The organism is Bradyrhizobium sp. 14AA (assembly GCF_054185205.1).
In genome coordinates this window covers 98,089-111,375 of sequence record NZ_JAVAYM010000014.1, presented here as the reverse complement: position 1 = coordinate 111,375, position 13,287 = coordinate 98,089, and the positions used below count along the sequence as shown (strand labels likewise).

13 protein-coding genes are annotated in these 13,287 nt (G+C 61.0%); 3 read left to right on the top strand and 10 right to left on the bottom strand.

Going from position 1 to position 13,287, the window contains the following annotated elements:
- Positions 1–32: 32 nt before the first annotated feature.
- Together RAD15_RS24475 and RAD15_RS24470 are read right to left on the bottom strand one after the other, a co-directional pair.
- Positions 33–1,055, bottom strand: a complete 1,023-nt coding sequence (locus RAD15_RS24475) for an NAD(P)/FAD-dependent oxidoreductase (protein ID WP_458180756.1) — start codon at positions 1,053–1,055, stop codon at positions 33–35.
- Positions 1,055–3,064, bottom strand: a complete 2,010-nt coding sequence (locus tag RAD15_RS24470) for a LodA/GoxA family CTQ-dependent oxidase (RefSeq protein WP_458180755.1) — start codon at positions 3,062–3,064, stop codon at positions 1,055–1,057. Before RAD15_RS24470 ends, RAD15_RS24475 begins: the two co-directional genes overlap by 1 nt.
- 421 nt (positions 3,065–3,485) lie before the next feature.
- Here RAD15_RS24470 and RAD15_RS24465 point away from each other — a divergent pair, with 421 nt between their 5' ends.
- Together RAD15_RS24465 and RAD15_RS24460 are read left to right on the top strand one after the other, a co-directional pair.
- Positions 3,486–4,298 (top strand): alpha/beta fold hydrolase, encoded by an 813-nt coding sequence (locus RAD15_RS24465; RefSeq protein WP_458180754.1) that lies wholly within the window; start codon positions 3,486–3,488, stop codon positions 4,296–4,298.
- Positions 4,299–4,326: 28 nt separating this feature from the next.
- Positions 4,327–5,034 carry a LuxR C-terminal-related transcriptional regulator gene (locus tag RAD15_RS24460; RefSeq protein WP_458180753.1) on the top strand — a complete coding sequence of 236 codons (708 nt, stop codon included), beginning with the start codon at positions 4,327–4,329 and terminating at the stop codon, positions 5,032–5,034.
- Positions 5,035–5,131: 97 nt separating this feature from the next.
- On the opposite strand, the gene RAD15_RS24455 is transcribed toward RAD15_RS24460, so the two are convergent.
- Genes RAD15_RS24455 through RAD15_RS24445 form a run of 3 tightly spaced genes read right to left on the bottom strand, consistent with a single transcriptional unit; the run spans position 5,132 to position 6,235 of the window.
- The gene (locus RAD15_RS24455; RefSeq protein WP_458180752.1) at positions 5,132–5,449 is read right to left on the bottom strand and encodes a hypothetical protein; all 318 of its coding nucleotides are present in this window, start codon (positions 5,447–5,449) and stop codon (positions 5,132–5,134) included.
- A complete protein-coding gene (locus RAD15_RS24450) occupies positions 5,428–5,628 on the bottom strand; it encodes a hypothetical protein (protein WP_458180751.1) in 201 nt (66 codons plus the stop codon). The genes RAD15_RS24455 and RAD15_RS24450 overlap by 22 nt, the downstream gene beginning before the upstream one ends.
- Positions 5,609–6,235, bottom strand: coding sequence for an acyl-homoserine-lactone synthase (locus RAD15_RS24445; RefSeq protein WP_458180750.1), 627 nt, complete (start codon positions 6,233–6,235; stop codon positions 5,609–5,611). The genes RAD15_RS24450 and RAD15_RS24445 overlap by 20 nt, the downstream gene beginning before the upstream one ends.
- Before the next feature lie 254 nt (positions 6,236–6,489).
- Between RAD15_RS24445 and RAD15_RS24440 the strand changes: the two genes are divergently transcribed.
- On the top strand, positions 6,490–6,699 hold the full coding sequence (locus RAD15_RS24440) for a hypothetical protein (RefSeq protein WP_458180749.1): 210 nt from the start codon (positions 6,490–6,492) through the stop codon (positions 6,697–6,699).
- Positions 6,700–6,780: 81 nt separating this feature from the next.
- Here the strand turns inward: RAD15_RS24440 and RAD15_RS24435 are convergent, their stop codons facing one another.
- The 5 genes from RAD15_RS24435 to RAD15_RS24415 are packed head-to-tail and all read right to left on the bottom strand — an operon-like array spanning position 6,781 to position 13,167.
- A complete protein-coding gene (locus RAD15_RS24435; protein ID WP_458180748.1) occupies positions 6,781–8,619 on the bottom strand; it encodes a DUF262 domain-containing protein in 1,839 nt (612 codons plus the stop codon).
- Positions 8,616–9,107, bottom strand: coding sequence for a hypothetical protein (locus RAD15_RS24430; protein ID WP_458180747.1), 492 nt, complete (start codon positions 9,105–9,107; stop codon positions 8,616–8,618). The genes RAD15_RS24435 and RAD15_RS24430 overlap by 4 nt, the downstream gene beginning before the upstream one ends.
- Positions 9,104–11,044, bottom strand: a complete 1,941-nt coding sequence (locus RAD15_RS24425) for an AAA family ATPase (protein ID WP_458180746.1) — start codon at positions 11,042–11,044, stop codon at positions 9,104–9,106. Before RAD15_RS24425 ends, RAD15_RS24430 begins: the two co-directional genes overlap by 4 nt.
- On the bottom strand, positions 11,034–11,234 hold the full coding sequence (locus RAD15_RS24420) for a hypothetical protein (protein ID WP_458180745.1): 201 nt from the start codon (positions 11,232–11,234) through the stop codon (positions 11,034–11,036). The genes RAD15_RS24425 and RAD15_RS24420 overlap by 11 nt, the downstream gene beginning before the upstream one ends.
- Positions 11,224–13,167 (bottom strand): DEAD/DEAH box helicase family protein, encoded by a 1,944-nt coding sequence (locus RAD15_RS24415; RefSeq protein WP_458180744.1) that lies wholly within the window; start codon positions 13,165–13,167, stop codon positions 11,224–11,226. The genes RAD15_RS24420 and RAD15_RS24415 overlap by 11 nt, the downstream gene beginning before the upstream one ends.
- Positions 13,168–13,287: the final 120 nt, after the last annotated feature.

Sequence of the window (13,287 nt, the reverse complement as noted above, 5' to 3'; positions counted from 1 at the left end):
ACGGTACCGACCGCGATCCATATCCGTAACGGCTAAAATGACGGAATCCCCGGCGTAGGATATCCTAGGGAATGAGCAGCCGATCGGGCGAACGTCTTGGAGTAGCGAAGTGTCCGATCGGGGAGCGCCGAATAGGACAGTCGGCGTCCGCGCTCCGCGTATTCGAAGGTTCGCAGGACAGCTTCCGAGTAGCCGTGAGCGGCCGGTTCTCCCAAGCCGGCGTCCGAAACTACCGCCCCCGCGATCGCAAGCGCAGTAGATAGGGCGTTCGCAATTCCCTGCGAGCAGAGAGGGTCAAACGAAGTGGCCGCATCGCCAATGGCAGCCCACCCTCGACCGGCTGAGGGAAAGGTGAGGACCGAGGAGGCATCGACGACCGGGTTCTTTGACCCAACCCGATCACTCTTTGAAAACACCTCCCAAACCTCCTCTCGCTGGTTCGGGCCGACGAGGCGATAACCCCATCGTGTTCCCGGGTGAGATTCCACTATCAAATAGCCTGGCGCCCCGTACGCAGACGCTTCCGTTAGTCGAGCGAGCATGGCTTCGTAAAGCACCCTTCGCGCGCCGAGCCGTCGCGTCAGCGCGGCAGTTCGTCCGGACGCATCGACAACGATTTTGGCGAGGACCGTCATGTCCTTTGCGGCCTGTTGCAGTCGTACACGGAAGGACGTCCCTTCTCGTTCCACGGCAACCACTCTGCCGCAAACGAGACGCGCACCTGCCTTTCTACTGATCTCGCGAAGGGCAACATCCAGCCGATGCCGGTCGACGACATACCCCTTCCCGCCTCGATGGCAAATGAACTCGTCGACCGAAATCTCGCCACCCCAGTTTCGCCGGATACCCGGGCAAAAGCTCGCCAGGCTGGAATCTTCCAACAAGTTGTCACCGACAGCATCGAAGAGCCGGACGGCAGAGGGCGCTACCAGTTCGAGACGTTCGGTCGTCCTCGTCATTGGATCTACAACGGCGACATTCATTCCGCCTTTGGAAAGCAAGGCTGACACCGTCGCACCGGCGGGTCCGGCTCCGCAAACCAGCACGTCGAGCATCAAATCTCACCCTGCCGATATTGGCGTTTTGGCGGCTGAGGCGATTGCAAGGTAGATCCCGCGGCGGCCTTCGCAACTCGAGTAGGCTGGTCGTTTCGGAGGTCTTCGACGAGTGCCACGAGACTTGGCTTCGGATCGGCCCCGGGAAAGTCGCGGCTTCGCCCTTGCTCGACCCGCAGCCCGGCGGGGAAGTCCGGCGATGGATTCTCGACAGCGAGCACCATCCCCAACTGCCACCACTCGTCCACCATGTGGGCTATACGCGTGTAGTAATCGAACCCCCGAATGTCCCTCAGCCAGTCGGAGCGGGCCATCAGGTATTTAGCGAATTGATCCTCGTTCCCTTTCTTGCCGATTGCGGCCGCGATGGAATAATTTTCGGACGACATTACTTGGTCGGGGACGCGCGCGCCCCAAAAGGTAGGCATCGACAGGAAGGTGCTCGGACTGTAGTCGGCGTCCGAATTACAGGACGCTCCGTCGGTCTGCCAGGGCACGCCGAGGAACCGCGTCAACGCACCGGCGGCGACACCGTCGAAGGGTCCGCCGCTGCCACAGCACGTCTGAGGCGATAATTCCGGCCCGAAGTCCTGCTTTGCAGGATCATCGGTAGGTAGAACCTTAAGTCGATAGGAGCCCTTCCAGACATGCGGAATGCGCATCGTCCACGTTAGTTCGATGCCGGGATGAAACGGTCCTCCCAGGCACTCGTGCAGAGGCGCACGGTTCAGATGCTCGATCTGCTCGGCTGGCGGGAGCTTTCCGAATTCGGCAAGTGCCGGAAAACCGTTCCAGTCATCGACGAAGTTACCGGCGGCCCAACGCCCCAGGTGCTCGAACTGTGTGCGCGTGACCGAAAGGTAACTCAGCGCATCGGGAGGCGTCCCCCTCGGATTCTCACCGTACGCATCTCCGAAGATCTGCGGCAGCGCCGGTTCATTGAAGGGCCCAGCTGCGGCGGGATCGCGGAACAGCTTGAAGACCCTCAACCTCCATGGCGCCATTGCCGCGGCGGAATCGCGCAACTTCGCGAGCACCTGGGTGTTTCGGGCATCGAGAGGTGAGCCGAATCCGTGCATGACGAAGAGGCCGTGGTTTACCCACTGCAGACCACTCATCCGATCGAAGATTGGCCAGATATCCTTGGTAAAGGAGGTCGAGGCCGGAGCCGCGGTCCACCCCTGATCTCGGAACACCTCGTTGACGGTGTCATCCATAGTGACCAGGCCGAACGTTCCCGGCGCAAAGTTCGGCGGCGTGACCGCGACATACGCCGGCTCCGCTTCCTTGGACGAGCCATCGGCGAAGGTCACGGTTGCGCGAACCGGACCATCGCACACGTCGTCGTGCCAGCCGTCGTTGTTGGCAAAGGTCGTCGGCAACAGGCCTTTGCGGAACGGTCCGGATGCGCCGCGCGCGCCCAGGAAGATCAGCCGCCCCTTATCATCGGTCCGTAGCTCACCGAGATAGACCGGTATGGCGGCCCAGAACGTGCCGTCGTCAAAAACGAACTCCGGGCCTGATCTGTTGGGCCCCTCGATCTTTCTCGGGGTCGGGGTGATATCCAATCGGGCGCCTCTCCCCGGCACAGGTATCCTAGCATTCCTCTTTTGTGCAGGCTTGGCGATGCCGCGCGGCAGATCCATGGCCTGATTGAATTCGTACCAGCCCGCTTTCAGGTTGGCCACGCCGACCCTCCATTCGATGCGGACCCCGTCGCGAGCCGTGACCTCGAACGTTTTGCCGTCCGTCGACGTTGCATAGATGCGGAAGCGAACCGCCTGACGTTTGATCTTGCCGTTCTCTGTCCTGAAGTCGGATTCGTACATCGCGATCCGCCCATTCGGCAGCGTCGGCCATCCACCCACGACTTCCGAAGCGACTACATAGTCTTCTTCGCCGTCCGCGTTTCCGACCCTGGCTATTCCCAAAGGCGGATATATCGCAAGAGAAGCGATCGTCGCTCCGGATATCACTGGTGAAGTCAATTCTATCTCAGGCATCGCCATGTAGATCCTTTGCCAAAACCGAGAAAGATCTGATCGCAAGCCTTGATCGGCTCGCGGCCGCCACGCGCAGCCGTGTAGGCTCGCCCGTCCCGTCTGATGGTGCCATAAGTCGGAAATTTCTCCCCTAGGGGTCTCCCTAGGAGGGAATAACTTGCTTCGCCATGCGTAGCGTTGCTTGTGCCGGCTGCACCGCAACTTTTGAGCCGGCCTCTTCGTGCGCTTGCTCGCGGATCCGTCTACATGACATGACCGACTGAACCCGGGACGATCAGATTTGCGAGCCGGATAGTGAGATATCGATCCGCCGCCTGTTGACCGGTGTTATTGCACGTGTAGGATGAGCAATCATAAATTGTGAAAAAATCCCATTGGCTACGTGTTAGCGGCGTGTTGCCGCTCCCCTTTTTGGGGAGGACGACTCATGATTTTGCGTAATTGTTTCGTGGGAGGCCTCAACCTCCAGGTGCATCACCGGAAAGCCAGCCGCACTGGCATTTTGTTGATTCACGGCAACTCGTCCTGCAAAGAGGTTTTCTCCGGGCAATTGAAGGCCTTGACCAGAACAAGGCTGGGCATCGTGGTGCCCGACCTTCCCGGCCACGGAGGATCCGACGACTCGCAGCGTCCGTCTACCGTATACAGTTTTCCAGGTTACGCGCGAACGCTGAGCCGGCTCATGAGGTCGCTCGGCTACTCGTCTTTCCACGTGCTGGGATGGTCGCTTGGCGGCCATATCGGCATCGAGATGCTGGCCAGCGATCCGGCTATTCGCTCGCTGCTGATCACCGGCACGCCTCCAGTCCGATTGACCCCGGAGGGAGTAGCAAAAGGATTCCGCTGGACGGCGACCACCGCCCTCGCAGGGCGGCGGATCTTCAGTCGCGACGACATCCGTCGATACACCACCGCGATGATGGGTGGGAAGCTCGCGAACGATCACCTGCTTTTGAAGATGGCACGCCGCACCGACGGCAACGCCAGGCATTGGATGGTCGCCAACGGAATGGCCGGTCGCGGCGCGGACGAGATCGATGTCGTATCGACAAGCGATCGACCGGTCGCCGTCGTGCAGGGAAGATCGGATCCCTTTCTCCGCATGGATTACCTCGGACGCGTACCCTTTCGAAATTTGTGGCAGCGCAATCCGATCCTGATCGATGCAGGACATGCACCGCATTGGGAGACGCCAAAGCAATTTAACGACGCCATGATGGATTTCGTGACGCATCACTGAGCGCAAATTCCAACGGCGTGAGGACGCGATGGGAACGGACATAGAGACCTTCATCGAAGCCACGCGCAAAGTCGCCAATCCGGCCGCCCTCAAGAGGCTCTTCCTGAGCGCGGTCGCGGATCAAGGTTACGAGAATGCGGTCTTCGCACGGACAAACAACCGGCGCCTCGTTTCCGTGCCCTGGAGCGAATTCCCACCAGGCTATCTAGACACCTATAAGGCCGAAGAGTGGGACCGTATCGACCCCGTCGTGCAGCGGGTGCAGTCGGTCCGGGGACCGTTCAAATGGCGCGAGACCTGCCCGACGGGAGGCTTCACGAAACAGCAGAGGAACTTCTTCGAAAGCTGCCGGGAATTGGGCGTTCACTCGGGCATCACCGTTCCGATCCGAGGAGCGGGCCAGGAAGTGGATCTCATCAGCCTCAGCCTGCGCGTTCGCGATGAGCCGTCGTCCGACAGAATGACCCATCTCTATATGGTAAGCCTCCAATACTGGCTGACATACTGCGAACTCGCGGACCGCCGCGACGAGAAGACCGTTCAGTTGACGTCCCAGGAAGTGGAATGTCTCCGCTGGTGCAAGGAGGGCAAGACGAACTGGGAGATCGGCGAAATCCTGAAGATTTCGGAGAAGACCGTGGAATTCCACCTCAGCAACGGCATGCGCAAGCTCGGGGCGGGCAATCGCATCACCGCCGTGATCATGGCGATCAAATGCGGCCTCATATCTCTCTGAGGTCGCACTTTGCGACGTCGGTTCGTCGGAGGATGCATCGAGCACTTGCTCGATCGCCCTTTCGACCAGGTCGAGCCCTTGGTCGAATATCGCCCAATCAATGTTCAGCGGCGCCATGATTTTTCAGAACCTCGTCATGAGGTCCGCAACATTCCACGAGCACGCCGCGTCTCAGAGCCGCGCCGGCGGTGCTTCGGCCTTCGCGAATCGCAAACGCGAGGCCCTGCATCATCCCCCGTCCTTGGGACGCAAACGGCTGGCGAAGCGCCGAGCCGTGCGCCTGCACCACTTCCGATAACAACCTCGAATTCAATTGCACCGACGCCATCTCGCCGGATCGCTCCAGACCCACCGCCGCCGGCGGCGGCGAACGCGAGCTTGTTGCGGGGCCGGTCAATGCCGCGCGCAGCAGCATTCCGAATTGGCGATTTCTTCCAGCTTGTCCCGGACCCCCATCAGGTCCGGAACGACGATCTCGAGCCCTTCTTCGACCGCCACGCGGCACAGATAGGTGACGGCATCGGCCATCTTGCCCGCCGTATCTTTCGGATCGGGCCGATGCCGGCGCCCTTGATCAGGCGGCTCTTGCGGCATGGGCGCAGTCCTCCGGATTGGCGAGAACGCTTCGTCCGATCCCGTATTTTCCGCAATGGTATTCGGGCCGAATGCGTTCGGTGGGAACGAAGAAGGCTCTTTCGAGCTCGCCTTCGATTTCCGCGGTCGTGCCCAACCATCGGATCCCGTCCCGGACGAAGTGCGAAAGCAGATGTTCACGGGTGACGCCCACCATCCCCTCGCCGCCCGTCGCGCGAAGAAGCTCCTGGATGGCGCACAGCAGTTCGGGAAAGACGATGCGTCTCGACGCCGGCGGAAGCGACTTGTCGATGCACACGCGCGTGACCTCGGCGATGCCGTCGGAGCAAGGCAACCGACCGTCCGCGACCAGAAACGGCCAGTACGATTTCAACATGTAGGGACGTACGGTCGGCAACAGCCGCGCCATACCCCGGACCACGCGTCGATCGTCGCGCCAAACGAGATATCTTGCGGCAGGCGTATCGAACTCGTCGAACTCGAGTCCTTCGTATGAGGAATGAGGTAGTCCGCGCCGCTTGACGAACACGTCGTGCCGCAAGCGCGCCTGCGAGGCCAGCGCATCCTGGAAATGATGGGCGGTAGCGAGCGAAAAGACTTCGATCATGCCAAAGCTCCGGTTTGTTCGCCGCGGATCAGAACATCGAAGCCGACGCCCGATATACTCGGGGTTCCCCGAGCATCACGATAGGTTGACGCTATCAGATTTCGTCCTTGCCGGTGCCGGTTTCGCGAAGCGAGCTTGGCATGGACGGGATCGTCGTCGACTAGGACTTCCCCTAGTTATTGGACGGCTTATCCGACCCTAAGCTCCATCTTCGGCTTGCGGGTTCCCGCTCCTCGAAGTGCGGCTGCATTCGCTTGAGTTCGACCCTCGGGGAGCAGCGCAGCTCGCACTATCGGACGGCGAACTCCGCCGCCTGGGGCCTCGGCCGATACTTCACGCTGCTGCCTCTGTCGGCCGGCCAGACGACCGACGTCAACGAGCGTTTGGCGGACGGAAGCCTACCTCCGGTCCTCGTCGCCAGCCGCCGGCGCATCGAGCTGCGGATGCGACGACCCTCGAACTGAACCCGGCCGGCGACCGGCACATCGATGTCCTCCTCCACGGAATTCTCACCGCGCGTCGCTCGGACCTGCGCAGGATCGCTCTCAGATTCGGAAGACCTTGAGCGCGATCTCGATCAAGCGATCGTGTCGCCGTCTAACCACCGTCGCGGTCCAATCCGCTTCCGCAGCGATTTTACGATTCAGCTCTGTGGTCGACTTCCCCAAGTGCAGCTTCTTCTGTTCGAACGGCTTGGCTCCGGCAGCGTCGTTTTCGGCCGGGCTCAGGAACGTGAGATTGCCCAGCGTATCCAATAGAGGTTCCAGCGCTTGATCGGGTTGCGCGGAATTTTCGGCATAGACGTGCTCGATCGTGCCGTTCTCGAAATCGAAGATGCGCAACAGGTCCCGACAACGAGGCTTTCCTTGAGCGCCTTCGTCGTACCATCGGATGAAGTGCTCGATGGTCATGAGGAAGTATTTCAGAGGCTTGCGGCTCTCGGCTCGCGGATAGCCGAAGGTTCGCAAACGCGCCTCGAAGACTTCGTCGGAAGCGTGGAGATCGACAAGGGATCTGAGGTCCGCGGTCAACGACGCGACGTTATAGGCCGCGGGATTCCTCCTGATTTCGAGAGAATGCTTGTCGAATATGCTGATCGCTTCCGACCGCGGGCCTTCGGCCAAAAGTACGTATCTGAAGCAGAAGCGCTCCAGGATCTGGACGATCTCCGAAAATTCGCCGGCGGACAGCAGCGAAGCCGCCAGCAGCAAGGGAATGCAGTCCTCCTGCTTGAGGTGCAGGATGAGCAGGCGCAGTCGATCGCGTTCCCAGGTACACACGTTGTTTGCGCCTTCGAAGGGCATCTCACCGTTCGCGATGCGCTCCAGTTTGGCGAATTCGTCGCGGAGATCGGCCACGGACTTCGCGAGCGATGCCGCATCGTCGGCATTTATCCCGTCGTCGCGAAGCATCGGGAACATCGCTTCCTGGAATTCGGTCAGCAGCGTGGCAGGTCCGGCGGACCGCCCGAAATGCGATGCGAATATCCATTGCAACGCCCTTCTCACCTCGATGGCGCTTTCCGCGAGCATCGTGTCCCACGCCTCCTCGGCCAGCCGCATCTGTTGCACGGGAAGATGCGGCTCGAGGGCCTCCAACGTGGAGGCCCGCATGAGCTCGCCCTCCGTCAACCCCACTCCTCTGTCGTTGAGGACCTGATAGAGCATGTAGGCGCTCGTTCGGGATTCGGCGCCCATATGGATGAGCGTCCAGTCCTGTTCGAGTACCTCGTGCACCAGATCCAGCGCCTGCGCCTTTTCGGGGGGCGTCGCCTTGCCTTGGACGACTCCGTCGAAATAGTCGCCGATCGCGTCGAAAGCGCTTCGAAGAAGCTGGTGGGAACGTCGCGTGGCTTCCGGTTGCTCCGCCCGAAGCAACGCCAAAAAGAAATCGTTGTCGGGCACCGACAGGGTCAATCGCGGGACGTGGATGACGTGCATGTTGATGGCGTCTTGGAAGGCCTCGTATCTCTCGCGGAGGATTTTGGCCCGCGCTGCCAGGAATTTGGCGATCTCGGCATCCTCATTCTCGAGACCGGTGGCGAGCTTCGACATGGCCGTCGCGAGCTGAAGAATGAGGATCATGAAGGTGGCGAGACGCTGCTGTCCGTCGATCACCTGGAGATTTTGGCGGGTGCTGCCTTGTATCGGCGCGCGAGCGGTGACGACGCCGCCCAGAAAATGGTCGCGAGGGCGCCGGTTTTCCCGAGCCGCCCTGCTGAGCTCGAGATCGCGGATGAACGTGGCGATCTCCTTTTCCTTCCAGGCGTAGTGGCGTTGATATCGAGGAACTTCGAAGGTCAGCGCTCCGCCGAGAAACATGGCGACGGAGACGTGCGATGGATTGATATGCATTCGCTCGGCGCGACCATCCTGTCCCGTCATGGCGCCGCCCCCTGCCAAATCGCATGATACCCGACCAGGAAATCCTCCAGATTGTCCGGCTGCATCATGCCGTCCCTGAGCAGGTCGAATCCCGTCACGGCATAGCGATTGAGCAGACGGTTGCCATCGGTGCTTAGTCGCGTCACCGAATTCAAATCGAGCAGACGAACCATTTCGCGCTCGATATCGGCGCGGTTCTCCGGGCCGATGCCGAGACGTCGCAGCTCGGCCTCCACGAGCAGACCTGCGACCAGCTCGATCTGCCCTTTGTAGCTGTCGGGATAGTGGTCGAAGAACCGGTCCGGCTCCAATCTCGTTTCGTCGCCGAGGCGCCCCGCATCGAGGCCGAGGAGGAGGCTGAAATAGTAGGCGTCGAACATCAGGAAACGACCGGAAGAGTCCCGCTTTCCGCTCGCGCCCCTGGCGAACGGCTTCGCGCCTTCGAAACCGAAGAAGGATCTGAGATGGAGCGGCAGGACGAAGCTCATTGTGCCGCCTCCCGGGAATGAAATTCACGGAAGGGCTTGATGCCCTTGACGACATGCGCCTTCCCTCCGCCTTGTGGAATCACGGTTATGTATTCGACGTCGCTGGGCCGCTCGTAGAAGGCGTCCGCGAAGCCTTCGCGTTCGCTCGAGATCACGAACATGATCATCTGCCCGAAGAAATCGGGAATGAGCTCGCCGACTTCCCGTCTCACGGCGGTATCCAGCGAGACCGCGGGACTGTCGACGATGAACGGCAGCCGATAGGGCGCTTCCGCGAGAAGCGCCGTCAGGAACGCGTATGCGACCGCTAGGCTCTGGCCTTCGCTCACGCCCCCCTTCGAGGCGAGGCCGCCGCTCGAAAGTTCGAGCCCCCCCTCGATGCGCGCGACCTGAAGGTTCTCGTTCTTGATGATCTGGGCGAGCTTCTGGTTCGTCGAATTCCGCACCCGCTCCCTCAGGATGTCGAGTGCCGCGCTCGAGGTATGCGATATCAGGTCCTTGAGCCGCTCCCCCTGAAGGGCGAATGTCCGCGTTCTGGTTGCGGTATCCAGACGAGAGCTTCTGACCTTCAGCTCCGCGTCGCAGAGCGGAAGGTTGGTCTGCCATGTCACGCGCAGAGCCTTCTGCCGGATGGGATCCTTGGTCGTGAGCCTTTCGACCGCGGCTGTGAGCGTGGCGAGCTCTTCGTTGCATGAACCGATCTGGGCCCTCAGTTTCAACAGGATCTCGTCACCTTCCGCGATGCGTTCCGAAGCCAACCGGTCGCGCACCGCCTTAAGGTCTCGTCGCCGATCGAGCTGACGGCGCAGATCTCCGATCAAGTTGGAGAGCATGTCCGGGTCGCCGCTGCTCTCGCGGAGAGCGAATTTCATCTGGTTGATGATGGAGATCTGATCTTGCGCCAGGAAACGCGAGGCGCCGGTCCGGATCTCCTCGCGCTCGGCATGACCGATCGGCCTGCCGCAGACGCATCGGTCCTTGGTAGCGAGTTCGCGGAAGAATTCGGCAGAGATAGTCTCCGGAAGCTTGAGCTCGTAAAGCCGGCCGCCGAGATTTTGAAGGCGTTGCAAAAGCCGCGGATGAACGTGCGGCGGCTGACGGAGGACGTCCAGCGCCTGGGACGCGAGAAGGCCTGCGGCCTCCTCGACCTCGGCCTCGTCGTCCCGCAATTTCTCAAGGCGTTCGCGCACTCCGGCATCTTCCGCCAGCCTGCTTGAGATCTCCTCCTCCAGCCGCTTCCGCTCGCGTTCGTGCTCCGCTAATCGTGCGGCATGCGTTCGCTGCTGATGCTCGAGACGCTCCTTGGCCGCGAGGACTTCGTCGCGGGCGTTCTGCAGCCTGCGGATTCCGCGCTCCTCCTTGGCGGAAGAAATCGAGGCGGCGCGCTTCTGTTCCTGCTCGACGAGCGCGTCTATTCGCGCTTTGACGTTGTCGAGCGTGTCGAGCCTGTACAGCGATCGAATCGCGTCGGCGGCACGCTTCTTGCTTAGGTCTCTGATCTGGGTTGCAAGCTCGCCATTGAAGACGAACAGCTCAGTCAGAGACGGCTTGAGCAGTTCGCGCAGGTCCGCCGGCAACGCTCGCCCCTCCTCCATGCCGCCTCTTCGCGCTTCGGCACGGACCGTCCAATAGCTGCAGCTACCATCGCGAAAGTCCAATCTCATTTGCAGACGGAACGGCTTACCGTCGATCGACAGGCGCACCTCGAACAGACCTTCCTCGACCGTATCGTCGGCTCTGAGGTCTCGCACGGCCTGCGCGGAGAGCTCGGTGCCCGACAACGTCGCTCGCAGCAGGCTCATGGTCGTCGTCTTGCCGGTACCGTTGGGCATCTGCACGAGGGTCCAGCGAGGAGGCAAATTTCCGAGATCGATCTCGATGTCGCGAAGACCGCCACGGATATTCTGGCTCTTCCAGCCAGTAAGCCTAACTTCCATCGGCCAGATCCTCCGGCTGAAGGACGACCGCTATCGCCTCCATGACGCTCCTCACGTCGCTGTCTTCGTAGTTTCCGGTGACGACCAAGTCGATCAGGCGTCTGTATCGGCGCCGGAAATCGTCGGGCTGATCTCTTGCTTGCGCCAAGGTCGCCTCGATGGCCTTTTTGAGCGCCTGATCAACCGCCATGAGTGGCTCCCCCTGTCTGGTCCTGAAGACGCCTCACGGAAGCGAGATCCAGAAACCAATCCCGCCTCTCCTGATCCGCCGACAGTTCGCCCGTCGGATCGGCCTCGTCTTCCGGCTGCTCCTGGACGAGGTCGACGACGAGGGCCCGCTTGTGAGGATTGGCGGGATCGACGCGTAGACAGCGGCCAAGCCGCTGGACGGTTTCCAGACGGGCGCGCGAGGATGCGAAAAGCACGATGTTGTTGACCGACCTGATGTCGATGCCCTCGGAAATCCTGTGGCAGGTCAGGAGGCACTGCAGATCTCCCGAGGCGAAGAGTTTCAGATTGGCACGGTCGTCATCCTGGTAGTACGTGTGGAAATCGGTCTTCATTTCCATCAGAATCGGTTGCACCAAGGCGCCGAATTCCGCCGTCTCTACGAAGATGATGCACCTGTCGAGGACTTCCGGATTGCGCTCGATGAAATCCTTGAAGGGCGCGATCTTCTGCGTCGAGACCTTCCGCACGAATGCGATATCGCGATAGAGCGCTTCGACCGGAGCAGGTTGCCCGGCCTTCACCCGCGCATGATGTCGTTTGATGGCCGCCCTTACAGCCGCTCGATCGTCTTCGGACAATGTGTACCCGATCTCCCGGTAGTCGAACTCGCACAGGATGCCCCGCTCGATGGCCTCACGTAGACCGAAGCGAAAGATGACCGGGCCGATCTCGTTTTCGATGAAACGATTGCCGTCCTCGTCGTAGACGCGCTCCGGTGTAGCGCTGAGCCCGAGCCTGAAAGAAAACGGCTTGAGCCGACCGGTGAGCGCCGTCACGAGCGCGGCCGATCCCAATCCATGGACCTCGTCGCAGACAAGGAGCGCTTTGGCCGAGACTCGTTCCTTGAGCTTCGGCAGAAGCCCCTGAAGATTCTGCCTCGACGTGAGGAGGATCGCGCCGGAGGGCGAATTGACGAAAGATTGAGCCTGTCGGTGGTTTTCGTAGTCGCGATAGACCGGAAGACCCGTGCGCTGCACGAGTTCCTTGTACCACTGGTCCAGGAGATCGGTGCCGTACGCCGCGACCACGGCCGTATCGATCAGATGGCGCGCCTTCAGTTCATCGAGTATCTTGAGTGCCGTACGGGTCTTGCCGGTACCCGTCGCCATTTCGATCACGCCGTGTCGGTTGGCCAGAAACGCGGCCACGGCATCGCTTTGGTGGCGCCATCGCTCCGCTTCGGCGTCGACCGGTGCGGGAACGACATACGGGCGCGGACTTCGCGATGCGAACTCGATCAGCCTCTCTCGAACGGCGACCGGTAGCTCGTACACCCGCAGGTTCGGATCCCGATTTTCCCACAGAAGGCGAAATCGATCACTTTCGTGCGCGACGCGGCCCGCCTCCCGTTGATCGACCCACGAATAGTACGCACTGAGCGACTCGTAGTTGCGGAATGCCTGCTCGCTATCGTTGGGAGAACCGTGAAAAGCGACGGCATCTCCGCTCCGGTCGCGAAAGATGCCGAACTTGTCGTGGAAGTCTCCATCCAGGTCCGCGCAAGGTAAGGCGACCCTGAATTCGAGAAGTCCGTCGGCGACCATCCATGCGAGGGCAGCGAGCGTGTCGTCGGCCAGGCTTCGAGCGATGTCCGACAAGGCTCGATCGAGCGCTTGGCGCAATCTCGGGTCGTTACGCGCTTCGGCTCCTTGATTGATGGCGGCGCAATCGCCTGCATCGAGGATCGGACTCGCGATAATCCTGGCGACCCCGCCGTTGGCCGCCAGACCGGCGAGGCCGGTCGCGGCCAAGCGCAACCAATTCGACGTGAAGAAGCCGACGCCTCGATCGTACGAAGTCGATCGTGACAGACACGGAATGTAGAAATCCTTCAGCAGGCGCGCTGTCGAGGTGGACAAGTGCGGTTTCGCGGCCAATTCTCGCAAACTCATGAAATCTCGTGTCCGCCGACGGGGCGCGAATCTTTAATCTTTTCTGGACCATAGGATGACTTGGTCGCGGAGGATAGCGCTGCGCTCCGATGTCGCAATCCTACAACGGCTGATTGCGCT